This is a genomic window from Edaphobacter sp. FHG110511_03 (genome assembly GCF_059115365.1).
Genome location: NZ_JBZYWL010000002.1, coordinates 388,609 through 409,069 on the forward strand (window position 1 = coordinate 388,609; position 20,461 = coordinate 409,069).

The 20,461-nt window shown below is 60.5% G+C and carries 20 protein-coding genes; 19 read left to right on the top strand and 1 reads right to left on the bottom strand.

Going from position 1 to position 20,461, the window contains the following annotated elements; all coding sequences use genetic code 11:
• The first annotated feature begins 19 nt into the window (after positions 1 to 19).
• From AC5S26_RS11080 to AC5S26_RS11150, 15 genes are all read left to right on the top strand, one after another.
• Entirely contained in the window at positions 20 to 967 is a 948-nt protein-coding gene (locus AC5S26_RS11080) for a prepilin peptidase (RefSeq protein ID WP_494184956.1), read from the top strand.
• Between the two features lie 72 nt (positions 968 to 1,039).
• Entirely contained in the window at positions 1,040 to 1,447 is a 408-nt protein-coding gene (locus AC5S26_RS11085; RefSeq protein ID WP_494185409.1) for an NADH-quinone oxidoreductase subunit A, read from the top strand.
• Complete coding sequence (locus tag AC5S26_RS11090; protein WP_494184957.1) at positions 1,448 to 1,930, top strand: NADH-quinone oxidoreductase subunit C; 483 nt, start codon at positions 1,448 to 1,450, stop codon at positions 1,928 to 1,930.
• Positions 1,930 to 3,201 (top strand): NADH dehydrogenase (quinone) subunit D, encoded by a 1,272-nt coding sequence (gene nuoD, locus AC5S26_RS11095; RefSeq protein ID WP_494184958.1) that lies wholly within the window; start codon positions 1,930 to 1,932, stop codon positions 3,199 to 3,201. The genes AC5S26_RS11090 and nuoD overlap by 1 nt, the downstream gene beginning before the upstream one ends.
• 102 nt (positions 3,202 to 3,303) lie before the next feature.
• On the top strand, positions 3,304 to 3,606 hold the full coding sequence (locus AC5S26_RS11100) for a transcriptional regulator (RefSeq protein ID WP_494184959.1): 303 nt from the start codon (positions 3,304 to 3,306) through the stop codon (positions 3,604 to 3,606).
• 78 nt (positions 3,607 to 3,684) lie between these two features.
• Positions 3,685 to 4,194 (top strand): NADH-quinone oxidoreductase subunit NuoE family protein, encoded by a 510-nt coding sequence (locus AC5S26_RS11105; RefSeq protein WP_494184960.1) that lies wholly within the window; start codon positions 3,685 to 3,687, stop codon positions 4,192 to 4,194.
• Position 4,195: 1 nt separating this feature from the next.
• The gene (gene nuoF, locus AC5S26_RS11110; protein ID WP_494184961.1) at positions 4,196 to 5,527 is read left to right on the top strand and encodes an NADH-quinone oxidoreductase subunit NuoF; all 1,332 of its coding nucleotides are present in this window, start codon (positions 4,196 to 4,198) and stop codon (positions 5,525 to 5,527) included.
• Between the two features lie 141 nt (positions 5,528 to 5,668).
• Positions 5,669 to 8,062 (top strand): molybdopterin-dependent oxidoreductase, encoded by a 2,394-nt coding sequence (locus AC5S26_RS11115; protein WP_494184962.1) that lies wholly within the window; start codon positions 5,669 to 5,671, stop codon positions 8,060 to 8,062.
• A 25-nt stretch (positions 8,063 to 8,087) separates the two neighbouring features.
• Positions 8,088 to 9,146 (top strand): NADH-quinone oxidoreductase subunit NuoH, encoded by a 1,059-nt coding sequence (gene nuoH, locus AC5S26_RS11120; RefSeq protein ID WP_494184963.1) that lies wholly within the window; start codon positions 8,088 to 8,090, stop codon positions 9,144 to 9,146.
• 101 nt (positions 9,147 to 9,247) lie between these two features.
• Positions 9,248 to 9,754 carry an NADH-quinone oxidoreductase subunit J family protein gene (locus tag AC5S26_RS11125; RefSeq protein WP_494184964.1) on the top strand — a complete coding sequence of 169 codons (507 nt, stop codon included), beginning with the start codon at positions 9,248 to 9,250 and terminating at the stop codon, positions 9,752 to 9,754.
• A gap of 115 nt (positions 9,755 to 9,869) precedes the next feature.
• On the top strand, positions 9,870 to 10,067 hold the full coding sequence (locus tag AC5S26_RS11130) for a hypothetical protein (RefSeq protein WP_494184965.1): 198 nt from the start codon (positions 9,870 to 9,872) through the stop codon (positions 10,065 to 10,067).
• A gap of 2 nt (positions 10,068 to 10,069) precedes the next feature.
• Positions 10,070 to 10,375, top strand: a complete 306-nt coding sequence (gene nuoK / locus AC5S26_RS11135) for an NADH-quinone oxidoreductase subunit NuoK (protein WP_162401703.1) — start codon at positions 10,070 to 10,072, stop codon at positions 10,373 to 10,375.
• A gap of 17 nt (positions 10,376 to 10,392) precedes the next feature.
• A complete protein-coding gene (nuoL, locus tag AC5S26_RS11140; protein WP_494184966.1) occupies positions 10,393 to 12,372 on the top strand; it encodes an NADH-quinone oxidoreductase subunit L in 1,980 nt (659 codons plus the stop codon).
• 47 nt (positions 12,373 to 12,419) lie between these two features.
• Entirely contained in the window at positions 12,420 to 14,069 is a 1,650-nt protein-coding gene (locus AC5S26_RS11145) for a complex I subunit 4 family protein (RefSeq protein ID WP_494184967.1), read from the top strand.
• On the top strand, positions 14,069 to 15,568 hold the full coding sequence (locus tag AC5S26_RS11150; RefSeq protein WP_494184968.1) for an NADH-quinone oxidoreductase subunit N: 1,500 nt from the start codon (positions 14,069 to 14,071) through the stop codon (positions 15,566 to 15,568). The genes AC5S26_RS11145 and AC5S26_RS11150 overlap by 1 nt, the downstream gene beginning before the upstream one ends.
• A 91-nt stretch (positions 15,569 to 15,659) precedes the next feature.
• On the opposite strand, the gene AC5S26_RS11155 is transcribed toward AC5S26_RS11150, so the two are convergent.
• Positions 15,660 to 16,757, bottom strand: a complete 1,098-nt coding sequence (locus AC5S26_RS11155) for a DUF1214 domain-containing protein (protein WP_494184969.1) — start codon at positions 16,755 to 16,757, stop codon at positions 15,660 to 15,662.
• Between the two features lie 65 nt (positions 16,758 to 16,822).
• Here AC5S26_RS11155 and AC5S26_RS11160 point away from each other — a divergent pair, with 65 nt between their 5' ends.
• From AC5S26_RS11160 to AC5S26_RS11175, 4 genes are all read left to right on the top strand, one after another.
• Positions 16,823 to 17,821 (top strand): hypothetical protein, encoded by a 999-nt coding sequence (locus AC5S26_RS11160; protein ID WP_494184970.1) that lies wholly within the window; start codon positions 16,823 to 16,825, stop codon positions 17,819 to 17,821.
• 25 nt (positions 17,822 to 17,846) lie between these two features.
• On the top strand, positions 17,847 to 18,197 hold the full coding sequence (locus AC5S26_RS11165) for a YciI family protein (RefSeq protein WP_494184971.1): 351 nt from the start codon (positions 17,847 to 17,849) through the stop codon (positions 18,195 to 18,197).
• 30 nt (positions 18,198 to 18,227) lie between these two features.
• Positions 18,228 to 18,794: a dihydrofolate reductase family protein gene (locus tag AC5S26_RS11170; RefSeq protein WP_494184972.1), complete on the top strand. Its 567-nt coding sequence runs from the start codon at positions 18,228 to 18,230 to the stop codon at positions 18,792 to 18,794.
• A gap of 111 nt (positions 18,795 to 18,905) precedes the next feature.
• Positions 18,906 to 20,150 carry an RNA polymerase sigma factor gene (locus tag AC5S26_RS11175; RefSeq protein ID WP_494184973.1) on the top strand — a complete coding sequence of 415 codons (1,245 nt, stop codon included), beginning with the start codon at positions 18,906 to 18,908 and terminating at the stop codon, positions 20,148 to 20,150.
• Positions 20,151 to 20,461: the final 311 nt, after the last annotated feature.

Here is a 20,461-nt window from a genome sequence, read left to right on the forward strand (position 1 = left end):
ATCGCCGTATACTTTCGTTGTGACCTCTCGCATCGCCTACGAAGCAGCTGGTTTTCTGTTGGGCCTGATCTTCGGCAGCTTCCTCAACGTGTGCATCTCTCGCCTGCCCCGCCAGGGCTCCATCGTCCGACCCGCCTCCCACTGTCCCGAGTGCAACGCCCCCATCCGCTGGTACGATAACTTTCCCGTCGTAAGCTGGCTCCTGCTGCACGGACGCTGCCGCGACTGCGGCCAACCGATCCCCTGGCGGTATCCCCTCGTCGAGCTTGGCACCGGAATCTGGTTCGCGATTCAGGCAGCGCGTCTCCACACCGTACTGCACTTCTATTTCTTCAATCCCAGCCGCGAAGTGCCTTCCTCTTACGCTCCCTTTGCCATCCTGGCCAACCTCGCGGTCACGATCCTCGGCTTCCTCCTGATCGGTCTTATGGTTATGGATTGGCAGACTGGTTTGCTGCCTGACTCTTTCACGCTCACCGGCATCTTCCTTGGATTCGTATTGATCTGCGCCCAAGCAATCTTTCTGGGACCTGCCGAGGGTCAGGTCATGCTGCCCCCAAACAGCATCCAACTCACCAGCGTTGGTGCCGCCACGGAAACCGGAAATGTCTTCCTGACAGGTCCCGAGGCTCTCATCGGGGGACGCATCCTCGCCGTTCTTGGAGTCGCACTCTTTCTCCTGGTCGTTCGCTGGCTCTACCGTGCACTCCGCCACCGCGAAGGCATGGGATTGGGCGACGTCAAGATGCTCGCCCTGATCGCTGCTCTGCTGGGTTTCTGGCCGGCAATGCTTTCCTTCTTCTTTGGAGCCCTCGCAGCCAGCGTCTATGGCATCTACCTGCTCGCCCGCAAGCGCGCCGGAGCATCTTCAAAGCTTCCCTTCGGCAGCTTTCTTGCCGCAGGCGGCCTTCTCGCAGCCCAGATCGGTGACCGCATTATCGATGCTTACTCGCAGCTCTTACGCTGATAGCGCGATAGCCGCACAAACCGCTGTTCGGCTTGACACTGGACAGCCACAAACTTAGAGTCGAAGATGGCCATGCACAATTATCCCTACATCTGGAACTATCTTCCGCTTGTCCTGCAAATACTGGTAGCTCTTGGTCTTGCGTGCGGAATGGTAGGTGTCTCGTTCTTGGTCGGAAAGCATAAGAACTCCCGGACCAAAGCCGGCCCTTATGAGTGCGGCATGGACCCCGTGGGGGATGCCCGAGGCCGCTTCTCGGTCCGCTTTTATATGGTGGCCATGCTCTTCATTCTCTTCGACGTTGAGGCGGTCTTCATGCTGCCCTGGGCCGTCATCTTCCGCCGCCTTCCCCAGATCACCGGATCGAAGATGTTTGGCTTCTATGAGATGCTCGTCTATCTGGGCTTCGTCGCCGTAGGCCTCTTTTATGTTTGGAAGAAAGGCATCCTCGACTGGTCTACCGACAGGGGGGACCTCTAAATGAATCCCGCAATCCTCGGCACCCAGGCCGTCTTTGAAGCTCTTCCCGATGAACCCGCCGTCAAGGCTCTCGCCGAACTCGCAGTCGACGCCAAGTACGATCGCGCCGAGTTGACCATCACTGTCTCCCGTGAGAACGTCATTGCCGCCTGCGAGGCCCTGAAGCGCGCCGGATACAACTTCTTTGAAGACGTGACCGCCGTCGATTGGTATCCCTCCGAGCCCCGCTTCCAGATCAGCTACAGCCTCCTCTCGCACTCGCTAAAGCGCCGGGTGCGGCTGGTTGTGCGTCTGGCGGGAGACGACGCTTCGCTCGACAGCATTGTTAATGTCTGGCCCGCGGCAAACTTCTACGAGCGCGAGATCTTCGATCTCTTCGGCGTTCACTTTGCGGGTCATCCCAACCTGCGCCGCATCATGATGCCCGAAGACTGGCAGGGACATCCCCTGCGTAAGGACTACCCCGTGGAGGGCTACCGCTAATGTCCCCTGTCGCCGCTCCCGTTCCCGCTCCAGATCAGATCAATCCCGGCATCGAAGACGTCATCGCCGATTCCGAGCGCCGTCACCATGGCAACGACCCCATCTCCGACCAGACCATGGTCATCAACATGGGGCCGCAGCATCCGTCCACGCATGGTGTTCTCCGCCTCGTGCTTGAGATCGACGGCGAAACCGTCGTCTCCCTCGCTCCCGATATCGGCTATCTCCATACCGGCATAGAAAAGACCTGCGAGGCTAAGTTCTACCAGCAGGTCGTCCCTCTGACCGACCGGATCGACTACCTTTCGCCGATGACCAACAACACAGCATATGCCCTGGCTGTCGAAAAGTTGCTGGATCTCGAGATTCCGGAGAAGGCGCAATGGCTGCGCGTGCTCTTCAACGAGCTGATGCGGCTGAATTCGCACCTGGTCTGGCTGGGCACCCACGCCATGGACATCGGCGCGCTCACCGTCTTCCTCTACTGTTTCCGTGAGCGCGAGCAGCTGATGCGCATCTTCGAAGCCGTCAGCGGCCAGCGGATGATGACCAGCTATATCCGCATTGGCGGTGTAAGCCTTGAGCCACCTCTGGGGCTTTACGACTCCATCCGCGCCTTCCTCATGGACTTTCCCTCGAAGATCGATGAGTACGAGAGCCTTCTCACCGGCAATCCCATCTGGATCAACCGCCTGAAGGGTGTCGGTTATATCTCGCCCGAGAATGCGATTGCGCTGGGCGTCACCGGTCCACCGTTGCGCGCCGCCGGCATCGACTTCGATGTCCGTCGCGACATGCCGTACTCTAGCTACGAGAAGTTCCAGTTCAAGGTGCCCGTTACGACCGAGAGCGACGTCTGGGCTCGCTACGTGTTGCGTCTGGAAGAGATGCGCGAGTCCATCAAGATCTGCCTGCAGGCGCTGGACGGTATGCCTGAAGGCCGCATCGTCGCCGACGCGCCCAAGATCATCCTTCCCGACCGTGAGCAGATGAAGACCCAGATGGAGTCGCTGATCCATCACTTCAAGATCGTCACCGAGGGTTTTGCGGTTCCCGCCGGCGAGGCCACCAGTTCCGTCGAAGCGGCGCACGGCATGATGAACTACTACGTCGTCTCCGACGGCACGGCCAAGCCTTACCGCGTGCACATGCGCAACGCCGACTATTCAAATCTTCAGGCACTCGAGGTTATGTGTAAGGGCCAGCTGCTCGCCGATGTTGTTGCTGTGATCGGCTCCATCGACATCGTGCTGGGGGCGATCGACCGCTAGTTTTCGGTCCCTTGGGACCAGGTTGTGTTTGTTAAGGGTACGGCGTCAGCCGCGCCGCAACGTGAATGAACCGATTTGGGGCTTTAGCCCCTGAGGTACTGGTTGGACAATCGACTTCGTACCGAACTTTGGACCTCCTGGGCCTCCCTGCTCCGCGCCTACGCAGCCGCCCACGGACTCAACAGCCGGCATCACGCAGTCGTCGAGGTCGGCGCAGACGAGATCACGCTCCGCGTAGCCGCTCGCTGGCTTCGCTTCACGCACGATCTCATGGAAGACAGCGAAGGAAATCGCTCCTCCTTCTCGCTTCAGGAAGATGGAACGGTTAAACTGAAGGAACACACCCAGGAGATGGACCTTGCCGCCGAACAACTGGCGCGGGAGATGATGCACAGTGAGTCTTAAGAGTTTTGGTTGTCATTCCGACCGAAGCGTAGCGAAGTGGAGGAATCTGCTTCACCGTACCGCCCAGGAAGCCACACGATGAGCACGATTGCAAACTCGATCTTCACTCCGGCCACAGCCGCCCGCTTCGACCATCTGGTCACCATTTACCCGGTCAAGCGCTCCGCCCTCGTTCCCATGCTGCTCTACGCGCAGGACGAAGTAGGCTATGTCTCCGACGCCGTCGTCACAGAGATCGCCCAGCGGCTGGACCTGCTCGAGCTCGACGTACGCAACGTCCTCTCGTACTACTCCATGCTCCGCACCCAACCTGCGGGCAAGTACAACGTGCAGGTCTGCACCAACATCTCCTGCATGCTGCGCGGCGGCTACGAGATTCTCGACCACTGCAGATCGACGCTCGGCATCGGCCACAAAGAAGTCACTGCCGACAAGGTCTTCTCGCTCGAAGAGGTCGAGTGCATCGGAGCCTGTTGCTGGGCCCCGGCCATGCAGGTCAACTACGACTTCCACGACAACCTCACCACGGTCAAGGTTGATGAAATCCTCGCCACTTACCGTGCAGGCCAGGGAAAGGATGTGAAGTAGCATGCCCACCCTCGTCTCCCACCCCGATGAAGTAAAGGTGCTCTCCCGCCGCTTCGGCCAGGGTGCAGCCAACATCGACAAGTACATTGAGCTCGACGGCTACAAGGCCGTCCAGAAGGCCATCGCCGAAGGCCCTGAAAAGATGGCCTCCTGGATCATCGACACGATGAAAGCCTCAGGCCTCCGTGGCCGCGGTGGCGCCGGCTTCCCAACCGGCATGAAGTGGTCCTTCGTTCCTAAGCAGTCCGAGAAGCCGAAATACGTCCTCGTCAACGGCGACGAGTCCGAGCCTGGAACCTGCAAAGACCACATCATCTTTCTCGAAGACCCCCACGCCGTCATTGAAGGCACCATGATCGCCGGCCTCGCCATCGGCTCGAAGATGGGCTTCATCTATCTTCGCGGCGAGTATCGTTACCTTCTCAAGATTATGGAGAAGGCCGTCGCCGACGCCTATGCCAAGGGCTTCCTTGGAAAGAACATCTTCGGCTCGGGCATCGACTTCGACGTCATCACCCAGTCCGGCGCGGGAGCCTACGAGGTCGGCGAAGAGTCCGCCCTCATGGAATCGCTCGAGGGCAAGCGCGGCGTTCCCCGCATCAAGCCGCCCTTCCCCGCGGTCGTCGGCCTCTATGGCGGCCCCACCGTCATCAATAACGCCGAGACCATCGCCTCGGCCCCGCACATCCTCCTGATGGGCGGAGAAGCCTATGCCAAGCTCGGCTCGGAGCGCAACGGCGGAACCCGTCTCTTCGGAATCTCAGGCCATGTCGAACGCCCCGGCGTCTACGAGCTTCCCATGGGCTACAACCTCAAGAAGGCGATCTATGATGTCGCGGGCGGTATCAAGGACGGCAAGAAGCTCAAAGCCGTCGTCCCCGGCGGAGCCTCTTGCCCGGTCCTCACCGCGGATGAGATTGACGTAGGCCTCGACTTCGACCAGATGGGTAAAGCGGGCACCATGCTCGGGTCCGGTGGCATCGTCGTCCTCGACGAGACCGTCTCCATCGTCGAGTTCGCCCTGCGCACCATATCGTTCTACCAGCACGAGTCTTGTGGCTGGTGCATCCCCTGCCGCGAGGGCACGGACTGGATCAAGAAGACCCTCACCCGCGTCTACAACGGCGGCGGCTCAAAGAAGGACGTTGCCAACGTTCAATACCTCGCCGAGAACATGTTGGGCCGCACCTTCTGCCCGCTAGGCGATGCCGCCGCGATGCCTACACTCGGCTTCGTCAAGAAGTTCCGCAAGGAGTTCGAGGACTACATCGAAGGCCATAAGGCCGGAACTCCCATCATTACCGTGCAGCAACTTGTAGGAGCCGGTCATTGAACAGCGCATTACCCAAACTCGTCTGGATCATGGTCGCAATCGTACTTTTGATCGGACTAATTAGGGTAGTGATAACGACACGTACTCACCGCAGCTCCGATCAGCAGATTCTGATCGAGAAGTCGAAGTAGAGGGATTCACATGCCAGACGTAACCTTCACCGTAGACGGCAAACAACTCACCGCACCCGCGGGCACGCTGCTCATTGACGCCTGCAAGTCCGCCGGCATTGAAGTCCCCGCCTTCTGCTACTATCCCGGGCTCTCTCTCCAGGCCGCCTGCCGCATGTGCGTCGTTCGCATCGAGAAGATGCCCAAGCTCCAGACCGCCTGCACCACACCGGTCGCCGCAGGCATGGTTGTCCAGACCGAGACCCCCGAGATCGCACAGGCCCGCAAGGCCACCCTCCAGCTTCTCCTCGGCAACCACCCGCTTGACTGCCCCGTCTGCGACGCCGGCGGCGAGTGCGAGCTGCAGGACATGACCTTCAAGTACGGAGCGGGCGAGAGCCTCTACGCGGAAGCCAAGAATCACCGCGAAGAGCAGAAGTGGTCGCCAGTGGTCTACTTCGACCGCCCCCGCTGCATCCTCTGTTATCGCTGCGTCCGCATGTGCGGAGAAGGTATGGACGTCTTCGCCCTCGGCATCCAGAATCGCGGATCTTCTTCCGTGATTGCACCAAACATTCCCGCCGACCTCTCCCCCGATCACCTCGCGCACGTCGACTGCGAGCAGTGCGGCATGTGTATCGATGCCTGCCCTGTCGGTGCCCTCACCAGCGGAACCTATCGCTACAAGACCCGCCCCTGGGAGATGAATCACGTCACTACCGTCTGCACCCACTGCGGCGACGGCTGCAAGACCACCCTCGGAGTGCGCTCCACCTCCGACGGTGCCGAGATCGTTCGCGGCGATAACCGCGACAAGTCCGGCATCAACGGCGACTTCCTCTGCAACAAGGGGCGCTACGCCTTCGACTTCGCCAACCAGCCCGAACGCATCACCTCGCCTCTCGTCCGCCAGTCCAACGGCGAGCTCAAGGAAGTCTCCTGGGAAGAGGCCTTCCACCACGCCGGCAAAAAACTCCGCGAGCTGCGCGACGCCCGCGGCGGCAAGTCGATCGGCGTCATTGGCGGCAATCGCCTCACGAACGAAGAGGCCTACCTGCTTCAGAAGTTCGCCCGCACCGTCCTCGGCACCAACAACATCGATCATCACCGCACCGCCGACTACGTCACCTTCGCCCAGGCACTCGCTGGGCAGAAGGGCCGCACCGCCTCGATACGCGATACTCAAAACTTCCCGGCCGTATTGATCGTCGGCGGCGATCCTACCAATCAGGCTCCCGGAACCGCGTGGAACCTCCGCACCGACGTTCGCCTGAACAAAGCCCGGCTCTACGTCGCCAACACCGACGAGATCAAGCTCCGCCGCCAGGCAAAGACCTTCCTTCAGGTCGCTCCTTTCGGCTACGGCTCGCTTGCAGGCTATCTCACCGGCGATGCCGCCTCCGCCTCGAACGCCGCTGCGGATACGCAGGCGCTCGCAGCCTTTCGTGACGCAGTCAAGGCCGAAGAAAAGCTCCTCATCCTCATCGGCTCCGAGCTGCGCGGCGCCGATCTTAAGCGTCTCATCGACTTCGGCCTCACCCTTCCCGGCGCGAAGTTCGCCCTGCTCTCTGACTACGCCAACTCCCACGGCGCAGCCGACATGGGCCTGCTCCCCGACATGCTCCCCGGCTACGTTCCGGTCTCGAACCCCGGACCCTTCGCCGAACACAACGCCCCCACCGCACCCGGCCTCGACATGCTCGAGATCTTCGAAGCTGCAGGCCGAGGCGAGCTCTCCGCTCTCTACGTCGTCAACTCCAACCCCATCGCCCGCTATAACGTCGATCCCGCCTTCCTCAAGGACACCTTCGTCATCGTGCAGGAGATGTTCCTCACCGAGACCGCGCAGCTGGCCGACATCATCCTTCCCGCCGCCAACCTCTACGAGAAGGGCGGCTCCGTCACCAACAGCTACGGCGATCTCCAGCTCGTCCAGAAGGCAGGCGACCGCGCCGGTGTCCGCACCGACTTCGAAATGATCGTCCGCATCGCCGACAAGATGGGGGCCGACATCAAGTCCCTCGTCCCCTTCGGAAAAGGTCTCCGCGCCGACATGGGTCAGTCCCGTGGCGCGCAGTCCGGCGAGGCTGACCGCCACGCCGTCTGGCTCACCGCCAACAACCTCGAGCCCAAGCTCTCGCCCTTCGATCCCTGGGCCATCCTCGACGAGATTCAGCGTCTCGTCCCCGGCTACAACCTGCTTCGCCTGCAGCTTCTCAGCGGCAACGACCAGCACCTCGAGCCCGCCGCTACCACCTCTACCGCCAACCGCCGCGATCTCGTCCTTCCCTCCGGCGATACCCTCTTCACCTCCGGAACCCTGGGCCGATTCTCACCCTCGCTCAACGAAGTGCAGCGGTATCAGGCCGGTGAGCCGCTGATCCAGATTCACACTGCAGCAGAATTCGGCGACACCATTGCATAACGACGAGAGGCGACGAGACTAACGAATGCACCTGACCGACTTCCAGACCTTTCTGCTGCTCTCGATCCTCAAGATCGTCGTCGTGCTCGTCATCACCCTGACGGCCGTCGCCTATACAGTCTTGCTTGAGCGCAAACTCCTCGGCCGCATGCAGAACCGCTGGGGCCCTTCGCGCGTCGGTCCCTTTGGCCTTTTGCAGCCGCTGGCCGACGGCATCAAGCTCTTCCTCAAGGAAGACCTGATGCCAATGGCCGCCGAAAAGCCGCTCTTCATCGCCGCTCCCATCATCGCTTTGACCTGCGCTCTCATCTCGATCGCGGTCGTTCCCTTTGGCGGGATTACACACATCGCAGGCGTCGACATGTTCACCATCGCGGACGTCAATATCGGTCTCCTGGTGATCCTCGGCATCACCTCGATCGGTGTCTACGGCATCGCGCTGTCGGGCTGGTCGTCGAACAACAAGTTCGCCCTGCTCGGCTCGCTCCGCGCCACCTCGCAGGTCATCAGCTACGAACTCGCTCTGGGCCTCTCGCTGGTAGGAGTCGTCCTCCGAGCCGGTTCTCTCCGCCTCCGCGACATCGTCGCCAGCCAGTCCGGACACGGCCTCCTTTCCTGGAACATCTTCGGAGGCTTCCAGATCGTGGCCTTCTTCATCTACATGATGGCCGCTTACGCCGAGACCAATCGCGCTCCCTTCGACCTTCCCGAGGCTGAGTCCGAGCTGGTCGCCGGATACCACACCGAGTACTCCTCCATGAAGTTCGCCATGTTCTTCATGGCCGAGTACGCCAACATGATCACCGTCGCCTGTGTCGCTGCGTTGTTGTTCCTCGGCGGTCCGACCAGCCCCCTCGGACACCTCCTGCCCGACGACTTCGGCGGCCCTGTTCTCTCTGCAATCTTCCCCATCCTTTGGTTCGTAGCCAAAGTCCTCGCGTTCATCATGCTCTATATCTGGGTTCGCGCTACACTTCCCCGTTTCCGGTATGACCAGCTCATGGCCTTCGGCTGGAAGTTTCTGCTTCCCGTCGCCATCCTCAACATCATCGCCACCTCGCTCGTCCTGGCTTTACGCGGATGAGCCCCGGCTACCTGCTTTACAATCAACAGGTAGCCCTCGAAAACTTTGCGCTGTCTCGAATGATTCAAGCGATTCACTGAAGAAGGAATCCGCGGAGCATCATGCAACTGGCACTCTTCATTATCTTTGGCCTGCTCGCCGTCGCCGGAGCTATCAACTTCCTGCTGCAGCGGCATCCCATCAACTCGGCGCTCTCGCTGGTCGTCGTCATGATGTCGCTGGCCGTCCTCTACTGGTCGCTTGGGGCTGAGTTCCTCGCCGCCGCTCAGGTCATCGTCTACTCTGGCGCCGTCATGGTGCTCTTTGTCTTCGTCGTCATGCTCTTGAACGCAGGCGAAGAAGAACGTACCCATGGCAGCCGAGCCGCCTATCTCGCAGGCGTCCCCGGAGCCACCGCTATCTTCTGCCTGCTCAGCTTCATCTTCCTCACCAACAGCAAGGCCTTCGGCTCCACCGACCTCACCAGCCACCTCACCCACGCCGTCAACAACATCGCCGAGATATCGACGGTCCTCTTCCGCGACCTCCTTCTTCCCTTCGAGGTCACCAGCATCCTCATCCTCGTCGCCATCCTCGGAGCCGTCGTGCTCGCGCGAAAGGAGCAATAGTATGTGCCTCAACATCTGCTACATTGCCCCCGTCACCGGATCCTCCGCAGCCGCCATCGCCGGTCTTGCTGCAGTCGTAGCTGCCCGCAAAAAGAGAAAGAAGGGAGAGTAGTCCATGGTGAGCTTTCTCAGCACTCCAAACCGCGGCCCCGAGAGGCTTGCCGCCTTTGGCCCCATTGGCTGTCTCTTCGCCGTAATACTCGGGCACAACGGACACCTTTCGATGATTCCGTTGGCACTCGGTGCCGGATTAGGATTTCTCAGTCTCATGCTCAAGTTCGTTCGTCGCGAGATGACAGAGGAGGAGCGTTAATCATGACCGTTCCCATCTCCTACTACCTGGTCCTAGCCGCCGTACTCTTCTCCATCGGCGTCGCCAGCTTCCTCATCAAGCGCAATATCATCACTATCTTCATGTCGATTGAGCTGATGCTCAACGCCGTCAACCTCACCTTCGTCGCCTTCGCGCACATGTGGCACCAGATCACCGGACAGATCTTCGTCTTCTTCGTCATGGTCGTCGCCGCAGCTGAAGCCGCCGTCGGCCTGGCCATCATCATTGCTATCTTCCGGACCCGCCAGACCCTCAACGTCGACCAGGTCAACCTGCTTAAGAACTAAGGACACGAGACTCCAAGATGCCCGCTGACTATCTCTGGCTGATTCCGCTGCTTCCCTTCGCCGGATTCCTCATCAACGGAACCCTCGGCCGGCGTCTGCCCCGCGCCCTCGTCTCCGCCGTCGCTCTTATCCCCACCTTCCTCTCGGCCTGCCTCTGGATCTGGCTCTGGTTCACCATGAAGGCCGACGGCGCCCCCGAATCCGTCCACTCCGTCGCAACCCTCTTCGGAAACTCCTGGATCGCCATCTCCGGCTTCCACGCCGAATTCGCCTTCACCGTCGACCACCTCACGCTCATCATGCTGGGTGTCGTCACCTGCGTCGGCTTCCTCATCCATCTCTACTCGGTCGGCTACATGGCCCACGAAGAGGGCTACTGGCGCTTCTTCGCCTACCTGAACCTGTTCATGTTCTTCATGCTGGTTCTGGTCCTCGCTGCCAACTTCCTCCTCCTCTTCGTCGGCTGGGAGGGCGTCGGTCTCGCCTCCTACCTGCTCATCGGCTTTTACTTCAAGAAGGACTCCGCCGCCAACGCCGGCAAGAAGGCCTTCGTCGTCAACCGCATCGGCGACTTCGGTTTCCTGCTCGCGATGTTCCTCCTCATCGCGCACTTCGGCTCGCTCGACTTCGCGACCATCTTCTCCACCGTCTCCCAGCACCCTGAGTGGCAGGGCGGCTTCCTCACCGCCATCGCTCTCCTCTTCGTCGTAGGAGCTGCCGGCAAGTCAGCACAGATTCCCCTCTACGTCTGGCTTCCGGACGCGATGGAAGGCCCCACGCCGGTCTCCGCGCTCATTCACGCGGCCACCATGGTCACCGCGGGCATCTACATGGTCGCCCGCACGCACACCATCTTCGACCGCAGCCCGTATGCCCTCGGCGTAGTCGCCATCATCGGAGCCGCAACGGCCATCTTCGCCGCATGCATCGGCATGGTGCAGCACGACATCAAGCGCGTCCTGGCCTACTCCACCGTCTCGCAACTCGGCTATATGTTCCTGGCCTGCGGAGTAGGAGCCTACACCGCCGGAATCTTCCACCTTCTCACCCACGCCTTCTTCAAAGCCCTGCTCTTCCTCTCCGCCGGTTCCGTCATTCACGCCCTGTCAGGCGAGCAGGACATGCGCCTCATGGGCGGTCTGCGCAAGCGCATTCCCGTCACCTTCTGGACGATGACGATCGGCGTCTTCGCCATCTCAGGAATCCCCCCGTTCGCAGGCTTCTTCTCCAAGGACGAGATTCTCTTCCGCGCCTACGTCTCACCGAATCCCATCGGAAAGCTGCTCTGGCTCGTCGCCCTCGTTACCGCCGGAATGACTTCCTTCTACATGTTCCGGCTCTGGTTCAAGACCTTCTTCGGCGCAGAGCGCTTCGAGGAACACCACGACGCCCATGGTCACGGAGATCACGGCCACGTCGGTGTACACGAGTCCCCACTGGTCATGACTCTTCCGCTCATGGTCCTCGCCCTGCTCTCCTTCGTCGGAGGCTGGGTTGGCATCCCTCATGCTATGGGCGGCCACGACGAGATTGGTAGATTTCTCGATCCTTTCTCTTCGACAGGCGCGGGCATAGCCGAGGGCCCGATTAAAGATCTCGAGCTCATCCTCGCTGTCGTCTCCGTCCTCGTCGCGCTCCTCGGCCTCTTCATCGCCTACGTCCTCTACTACAAGAAGCCCGGAACAGCAGCCTCCTACGCGCAACGCTTCCCCGCCCTTTACCGCATCGTCGAGAACAAGTTCTACGTCGACGAGATCTACCAGGCCGTCATCGTTACGCCATTACTCATGTTCTCCCGGCTTATCCTTGGAGGCCTCATCGACGGAGGTCTTGTCAACGGATCCGGATACACCGCCGGAGCTTCCGCTCGCGGCCTCGGCTCGCTTGTCCGCAAGGTCCAGTCCGGCAACATTCGCTCTTACGCCGGCTGGCTCGCGCTTGGCGCCGCTGCCGTCATCGCCGTCATGATCTTCGGCCACTCACTCTGGTTGAACTAATTTTGGTTGTCATCCCGTAGGGATCTGCTTTCGTACTAAGGGAAACGATGAATATCGACCACTCAATTTTGACGATCATCACCTTCACGCCGCTGGCTGGAGCCATCCTGCTCGCCCTCCTGCCTGATCGTGATCGCATTCAGCAGTGGGGAGCACTTTTTGTCACGCTGCTCACCTTCCTCTTTACCCTTCATCTTCCCTTCCATTACCAACCAAGCACTGTTCTTCCTGAATGTCTCGTTGGGCGGCCATGCATTCCAATGGGTGGTTTTGCCTTCCAGCAGAACCTCTCCTGGATCGCCTCCCCCGCCATCCGCTACCACGTCGGCGTCGATGGCCTCTCCATGTGGCTCATCGTCCTCACCGGCCTGCTCGCTCCGCTCGGCGTCCTCATCTCCTGGCGCGTTATCGACAACCGCCGCCGCCTCTTCTATAGCCTCTTCCTGCTTCAGCAGGTCGCGATGCTCGGCATCTTCGTCTCGCTCGACCTCTTCCTCTACTACGCTTACTGGGAGCTTTCGCTCGTCCCCATGGCGCTGTTGATCGCCGTCTTCGGCCGCACCGAGAACCGCCGCCGCGCCGCCATCAAGTTCTTCCTCTACGCCTTCATCCCCTCGGCCATCCTTCTGGTCGGCATGCTCTGGCTCTACGCCCGCACCGGCACCTTCGACTACCCCCAGCTGGCCCAGATGGCCGCGGCGCACGACATCTCCTCCAGCCCCGCCGCCCTCTGGCTTGCCTCGCTCGCCTTTCTGGTCGCCTTCGCAGTCAAAGTCCCGATCTTCCCACTGCACGGCTGGCTCGCTGACGCCATATCAGAAGCTCCCACTGCTGCCGTCATGGTCATCGCCGGAAAGCTCGGCCTCTACTCCATCCTGCGCTTCTCCTTCGGCATCTTTCCTGGCCAGTCGCACCGGATCGCCCCCCTGATGCTCGCGCTCGGAGCCATCGGCATCGTCTACGGTGCCCTGCTCGCCCTCGTCCAGAAGGACCTCAAAAAACTCGCAGCCTATGGAACCCTCGGCCACGTCAGCGTAGTCATCCTCGGGATCTTCGCTTTCACCGTCTCCGGCATCGACGGCGGCATCTACCAGACCCTCAACGAAGGCATCGGCGGTGGGGCTCTCTTCATGCTTCTCGGCCTGCTCTACGAGCGTTACCGCACCTACGACATGCGCGAGTACGGTGGCCTCGCCGCGCGACTCCCGTGGATCGTCACCATGTTCGTCCTCACTGCACTCTCCGTCGTCGGCCTGCCCATGCTCAACGGCTTCGTCGGCGAGTTCCTCGTCTTCTCAGGAGCCATGCAGTCGACCATCGCCCACCACATCGGCTGGACCGTACTCGGCACGTCGAGCGTCATCCTCACCGCCTCGTACATGCTCTGGATGATCCAGCGCATCTTCTACGGTGAGCTTGGGCGCCGTCCCGAGACTGTCCCCGCAGTCGACCTCACTGCCCGCGAGCATCTGGCTCTCTGGCCTCTGGTCGCGCTCTTCCTCTTCATGGGCATTGCCTCCCCCGTCTGGCTCCGCGCCATCGACACTGCGGGAGCGCGCATCACCGCCGTCGTCAACCGCAGCCAGGCCGTCACCGTCAACTTTGACGCCTCCTTGCACCCCAGCAAGTCCGCCCAGAGCCCCGAGACCGCACTCAACATGACGACACCCTCCTCCGCGACGAAAGGAGCACAGTAATGTCTCCCAACGTTCTCTCTCTTCTGCCTGAGATCATCCTCACCCTCACCGCCGTCCTCATCATGCTGGCCGACCCGCTCTTCCCACCGGAGCAGACCCGCAAGCCCCTCGGCTGGCTCGCCATTCTCGGCACCCTTGCTGCAGGTCTTGCCAGCTGGTACCAGCTCGGCTTCGGAACCATCCACGGCTACTTCGGCACCATTCAGGTCGATGCCTTCTCGGTCTTCTTCCACCTCCTCATCGCGGCCATCGTCCTGGTCACCCTACTCAGTTCGCTCGACTACTTCGAAGGCCACGCCACTCACGCCGGAGAGTACTTCGCGCTCGTGCTCTTCGGTGCCGTCGGCATGATGCTCATGACCTGTTCGGTCGAGCTGCTGATGGTCTTCGTCGGCCTCGAGATCTCCTCCATCTCCACCTACATCCTGGCCGGCTTCCGCAAGGGCCAGGCCTCCTCCACCGAAGCCTCCATCAAATACTTCCTCCTCGGCTCCTTCGCTACCGCCTTCTTCCTCTACGGCATCGCCTTGGCCTTCGGTGCCACCGGCTCCACCCGCATCGACTCCATCTCGCTCGGCCTCTCGACCACCGCCACCCCGGCCCTCGCGATCCTTGCGCTCGCTCTCATCATCATCGGAATCGGTTTCAAGGTCTCCGCCGCTCCCTTCCACGTCTGGACCCCCGACGTCTACCAGGGCGCTCCCGCTCCTGTCGTCGGCCTCATGTCCACCGCGCCCAAGGCCGCCGCCTTCGCCGTCCTGCTCCGCATTCTCTTCTCCGGCTTCCCCTCCTACGAGCCTCGCTGGGCCTCGCTCATCTGGATCATCGCCGTGCTCTCGATGTTCGTCGGCAACCTGGGGGCCCTGATGCAGCGCGACGTCAAGCGCATGCTCGCCTATTCGTCGATCGCTCACGCGGGCTACCTGCTCGTTGCCTACACAGCCTTCCCCGCAGACGGCATCGCCTCAGCCTGCTTCTATACCGCTGCCTACTCCGCCATGAACGTCGGAGCCTTTACTGTCATCACCCAGATCGGCGGCTTCCAGGAAAAGGTTCGTTCCATCGACGACTACACCGGGCTCGCCCTCAAGCGTCCGGTACTGGCCGCCACCCTCGGCTTCTTCCTTCTCTCGCTCATCGGAATCCCCTTCACCGGCGGCTTCTTCGGCAAGTTCTACGTCTTCTCCGCCGCCCTGCACGCAGGCAACGTCTGGCTCGCAGTCCTCGGCCTGCTCAACAGCGGCATCGCCTGCTTCTATTACCTGCGCCTGCTCGCCGCGCTCTACACCCGCCCCCGCACCGAGAACGACCGCGTCGACGCGTACGCTTCAGTCTCCATTCCCGCCGCCATCGCTCTCACCTTTACCGCGGTCGCCACCCTGCTGCTCGGCATCGCCCCCAACCGCATCCTCGGCCTGGCCCAGCGAAGCGCCGACGTCACCATGCACCAGGCTAATCCGGCGGAGCCAGCACAGGCCGTCACAAACGCCGCCCGCTAAGCGTCAACGCAACCTGCTTCTTCGCACCTGCGTTGAGTTCCTTGGTCCTTAACCGGAGCTGTTGCTCGTGTTGCTCCTCTAGGCTTGGGTGTCACTTCACTTCCTCGAAGTCACTGGGCTTCCATGCGCCGTTGAAGGCTTCTTCTTTGGGGCCGTAGATCCGGAAATAGACGAACCAGCCTTTGCCGGGGATGGTTTTGATCCACTGGTTCTCGTGGCCGGTGGGAGCCGTCGGACCGAAGTAGAGGTCAGTGGGTCGGTCCATGGGCGTATCCTTCAACTCGAACAGTGAGCGAAGCGCGGCTTTGCCCTGATCCGTCTGAATCTGGCTGCGGGTGTCGGTGTCGTAGACCGTGACAGACCAGAAGAGCTTGTCCGGTACAGGTCGTGGGACGGTGAGCTTGTAGGTCTTGCCGCCGTCAAGCGTGTTTCCGTTCGAATCGCGCAGGCCGAGCCAGTAGAGCGACCCCGCGGTGGGATCGCGCTTGAACATGGCCGGTGAAGCTCCAATGGCCTGATAGAACCACTTGTCGCGAGCAACGAGGTCGTTGTAGTTGGGCGTGTTGAAGTCGCCGTCTTCAAAGCGCAGGGCGGCCCACTCCCATTTGCGGTCGGGCCAGACGATTCGGTCCGGACGACGGTCGCCGAAGGACTCGACGCGCATCTGGGCGTTGCCGATCTTCGCCGCCTTCTCGAGGATGGCGGTCATTCGGGCATCAGGCGAAAATGGCTTGCCTTTCTCGATGCCGAGCGCGGCAAGCTCGCCGTACCAGAAGTGGAACCGCTGGTTCGGGGCTTCAGAGTTGATGACGTTGTAGAGCTGACGCCAGAACTCCATGTTGTTCTCCCAGGCGAGAGGCGTGGTGTCCTGCGGCATTGGAGTAAGATCGAGCCACTTGAGCTCAGTGGTGCCATTGAGCGGATGCACCTTGACGGTCTTGATGCGCTCGATTGCTCCGGCTACGTCACCGTTAACCGGCAGGGAGCGAACCCCGACTAGCATCTTGTTGGAGGGCGAAAAAGCTGCGCGATATCCGGCGGGGGGCTTGTCCTTAAAACCAGGGGGGAGGAAGACGACCTTATCACCTTTCCCTGCGGCGGGACCGGGGATGCCAAGGTCGGCGACCCAGAGCTGGTTGATATCCATGGCGATGCAGATGAGGGGGCCGGGGGGAAGTTCGACCACCATGGGGCCGCTGGAGAGGTCGAGCAGCAGAGGAGCGTAGGGCGTGTCGAGTTTAAGGTGAAACCGACATGCTTCGGCTTGGTGTCGAGGGTTCCGAAGACCTTATTGGGAACGATACCGATCTTGTCGTTGCCGACGAACATAGCCTGCCCGGAGACAGTGGGGTAAAAGAATTTGTAGGCCTCAATGGCGCGGTTGAGATCGTTATCCTCGTAGGCTTTTTGCGCGGTTTCCGGCGCAGGGTAACCGCGTTCAAAGGTGTAGGCACCGCTGTCTCCCGACGGCGCTTGACTTGGACTAACCTTCGTTTGCTCGCAGCCGATCACGAAAACAAGACATGCGATCGAGACGATAGGAAACACCTTCTCAGAACGATTCATCACGGCAAACCCTCATCCAAGAGATTGGGACCCGGATTGTTCCGACATCAGCGTTGCAGCGCTTCCAAGTGTGCGCAATTGTACCGCAAGATAAAATATCCCAGGTTGTATGGGTTATGGAAGATAGTGCTCGTATTGCTTGCAATTTCGTTGATATTCGGCAGTGGCGGCCAGTTTGCGCGCGCCCAGCCCCCCCCGGCAGTCGAACGCCTGACCATCATAGAACTCTTTGCATTCGGTGGTATTGGTTTTGCGGGCAAAACCTCTGAAGGCGAAAAAGTTTTTAACGCCGTGATGGGACAGCCACCGGAGGAAGCAAGGCGCACGATGCAGGAGATATTTGCGAATGGAAGCGTCGAGGCGAAGAGCTACGCGTTAGTTGGAATTCGCAGGCTCGCGCCGGAGCGTTTTGAAACCCTGTATCAATCCGTTGCCCACTCGCAGCTAAAGGTTCATACCATGTCTGGCTGCATAGCACGCACAAAGACGCTGCAGCAGATCGCGAACGAGATTAATGACAGGAATTTGGCAGTAAAACGGATGCTCGGCGAATCCTTAAAATCAGCGCCAACTACTCCCTTTAAAAAACTCCAGGTCCTGCAGGGTGACGGGGGCAAAAAAAAAACTCATCCCTGTCCAATTCACCCTCTCTGGAGCGACATACCAGTAGCAGGAGATAATTCCTGACTACAGATGGAACAGGAGAACAACCATGCAATATCTGCTGGTGCTTTACTCACAGGAAGATGGATGGAAGGCGCTCACAAAGGAGCAGCAGGAGCAGGGCGTGGCCGCCTATATGGCCTATGGCGAGGCGCTGCGGAAGGCCGGTGTCTACGTCGGTTCCAATCGGTTGCAGCCGGTCGCTACGGCGACAACGGTTCGTCTGGTCGATGGTAAATCGCAGGTGCTTGATGGTCCCTACATCGATTCGAAGGAACAGCTTGGCGGCTACTACCTGATCGAGACCCCCGATCTGGACACGGCACTCACCTGGGCCGCGCGTTGCCCCGGTGCAAGCCATGGCACCATCGAGGTTCGTCCCATCTGGGCGATGCAGTAACAGACCATTACCTGTACGGAGAAGATTCGCATGCGTAAAGTACTTGCATTTCTTCATGTCTCCGTCGACGGTTACTTTACCGGCGCGAACGGCGACATGAGCTGGACCCGCCACGATCAGGACCCCGAGTACAAGCAGTTCGCCGACGAGAACGCACGCCGCGACAGCATACTTGCCTTCGGTCGGGTCACCTACCAGATGATGGCAGGCTTCTGGCCCTCTCCCATGGCATTCGAACGCGAGCCGGTAATGGCTGAGCGGATGAACGCTGCGCCGAAGATCGTCCTCTCGCGCTCACTTCCCTCAGCGGACTGGAGCAACACCAGTCTGCTGAAGGGAGACGCCGTTAACGAAGTGCAGAAGCTCAAACAACAAGACGGACGGGATATCGTCATCCTCGGCTCAGGGTCCCTCATCGGGCAACTCGCCGAGGCAGGACTCATCGATGAGTTTCAACTCCTGATCACCCCAATCGCACTTGGAGCAGGACGCACCATATTTGATGGCATTGCGAAAAAGATCGACCTTGAGCTGGCCTCTTCACGCACGTTCCAAAATGGCAAAGTCCTGCTCATCTACAAACAGAAGCAACCGTAACCCCAGATAAAGTCTCATTCTGAGCGAAACCGCGAAGTCGAAGAGCATGCCTGAGCGAAGCTAAAATGGGACTTCTGGTTCACAACCACAACGCCGGCAAAGGAGGTATCCATGTCACCGATGCTCGAAGAACAGGCACAGCTCACAGCCGACGCGGTGGCACGACGCAGCTACGGTAAGTTGATCGCCTTCCTCTCCGCACGCACCCGCGACGTCGCAGCCGCCGAAGACGCACTCTCCGAAGCCTTCGCCTCTGCGCTCGCCGACTGGCCACGCCACGGCTGCCCCGACAACCCCGAGGCCTGGCTGCTCACCGCCGCACGTCGAAGGCTCATCGACTCTTCAAGACGCCGCACTACCAGTGACGGAGCCGTGCCACAACTCCAGCTTCTCGCGGAGGAGTTGGAGTCCGCATCCGAGCACGCCGAGATTCCCGACCGCCGTCTCGCGTTGATGTTCGCCTGTGCGCATCCTGCCATCGACGCCGAGTTGCGAGCTCCACTGATGCTGCAGGTCATCGTCGGTCTGAATGCAGAGACTATCGCCTCGGCGTTCCTCGTCTCTCCCTCGGCGATGAGTAAGCGCCTGGTACGTGCCAAGACCAAGATCCACAATGCGGGAATCCCCTTCCGCATCCCTGACCATGAAGATCTGCCGCCCCGGATCGACGCTGTCCTCGACTCCATCTACGCCGCCTTCGCCGAAGGCTGGACCGACCCCGGCGGCACCGACCTCGCGCGACGCGATCTCACCGAAGAAGCTTTCTTCCTCGCCCGTCTGACCGTCGAGCTGCTGCCTGCAGAACCCGAGCCGCTCGGCCTGCTTGCCCTGATGCTCTACGCCGAAGCCCGCCGCAACGCCCGGCGCAGCACCGACGGTGCTTACATCCCGCTTGCCCGGCAGGACACAGGACGGTGGAACGCTCCCATGATTCACGAGGCCGAAGCGATTCTCCATCATGCCCGTACGCGCAGCATCATCGGGCGCTACCAGATCGAGGCGGCCATCCAGTCCGCGCACATCGCTCGTCGCTGCAGCGGCGATAACAACTGGCCGGCCATCGTCGAACTGTACGACGCGCTCGAAGCCATCTCCCGCTCGCCGGTCGTCGCCATCAACCGCGCCCTCGCCATCGCCGAGACCGAAGGTCCACGCGCCGGACTCGATGCCATGCCGCGGCTTGCGGACGACGCCCGCCTCAACCAATACCAGCCCTTCTGGGCTGCGCGCGCCGAGCTACTCTCACGCATCGGAGCATGCAAGAAAGCGCGCGAGGCATACGATATCGCCATCGGACTCGAACGTGACCCCGCCGTTCGCAGCTTCCTCCAGCAACGACTCGCAGCGTTACCTTAACCTTGAAGGTCTCGGGCTCGGAGTCCCACATCTCGGCTTTGAAGTTTAGATGCATTCGGGAAAGAGTGTCATCCTGAGCGAAGCGACCGCAAGGAGCGCAGTCGAAGGACCTGCGGTTCTCAAAAACAAGAGACTCACAGCCAACGATTCCCACCGATCCCTGTCAACCCCAAATCCTACTTATATCCCTCAAAACAAACCACCTAAAGATGCCGATTCCAATCATTCATTCCGCTAGAATTAAAGACAGGAGCAGGATTAGGTCCGGTCCTTTCGAAACTCCGAAAACATGAAGTCCAGACCTAAGTAGC

Coding starts and splice junctions, on each gene's coding strand:
- AC5S26_RS11085 (WP_494185409.1), top strand. CDS start 1,040: ATGCACAATTATCCCTACATCTGGAACTATCTTCCGCTTGTCCTGCAA.
- AC5S26_RS11090 (WP_494184957.1), top strand. CDS start 1,448: ATGAATCCCGCAATCCTCGGCACCCAGGCCGTCTTTGAAGCTCTTCCC.
- nuoD (WP_494184958.1), top strand. CDS start 1,930: ATGTCCCCTGTCGCCGCTCCCGTTCCCGCTCCAGATCAGATCAATCCC.
- AC5S26_RS11105 (WP_494184960.1), top strand. CDS start 3,685: ATGAGCACGATTGCAAACTCGATCTTCACTCCGGCCACAGCCGCCCGC.
- nuoF (WP_494184961.1), top strand. CDS start 4,196: ATGCCCACCCTCGTCTCCCACCCCGATGAAGTAAAGGTGCTCTCCCGC.
- AC5S26_RS11115 (WP_494184962.1), top strand. CDS start 5,669: ATGCCAGACGTAACCTTCACCGTAGACGGCAAACAACTCACCGCACCC.
- nuoH (WP_494184963.1), top strand. CDS start 8,088: ATGCACCTGACCGACTTCCAGACCTTTCTGCTGCTCTCGATCCTCAAG.
- AC5S26_RS11125 (WP_494184964.1), top strand. CDS start 9,248: ATGCAACTGGCACTCTTCATTATCTTTGGCCTGCTCGCCGTCGCCGGA.
- AC5S26_RS11130 (WP_494184965.1), top strand. CDS start 9,870: ATGGTGAGCTTTCTCAGCACTCCAAACCGCGGCCCCGAGAGGCTTGCC.
- nuoK (WP_162401703.1), top strand. CDS start 10,070: ATGACCGTTCCCATCTCCTACTACCTGGTCCTAGCCGCCGTACTCTTC.
- nuoL (WP_494184966.1), top strand. CDS start 10,393: ATGCCCGCTGACTATCTCTGGCTGATTCCGCTGCTTCCCTTCGCCGGA.
- AC5S26_RS11145 (WP_494184967.1), top strand. CDS start 12,420: ATGAATATCGACCACTCAATTTTGACGATCATCACCTTCACGCCGCTG.
- AC5S26_RS11150 (WP_494184968.1), top strand. CDS start 14,069: ATGTCTCCCAACGTTCTCTCTCTTCTGCCTGAGATCATCCTCACCCTC.
- AC5S26_RS11155 (WP_494184969.1), bottom strand. CDS start 16,757: ATGGTGGTCGAACTTCCCCCCGGCCCCCTCATCTGCATCGCCATGGAT.
- AC5S26_RS11160 (WP_494184970.1), top strand. CDS start 16,823: ATGCTTCGGCTTGGTGTCGAGGGTTCCGAAGACCTTATTGGGAACGAT.
- AC5S26_RS11165 (WP_494184971.1), top strand. CDS start 17,847: ATGCAATATCTGCTGGTGCTTTACTCACAGGAAGATGGATGGAAGGCG.
- AC5S26_RS11170 (WP_494184972.1), top strand. CDS start 18,228: ATGCGTAAAGTACTTGCATTTCTTCATGTCTCCGTCGACGGTTACTTT.
- AC5S26_RS11175 (WP_494184973.1), top strand. CDS start 18,906: ATGTCACCGATGCTCGAAGAACAGGCACAGCTCACAGCCGACGCGGTG.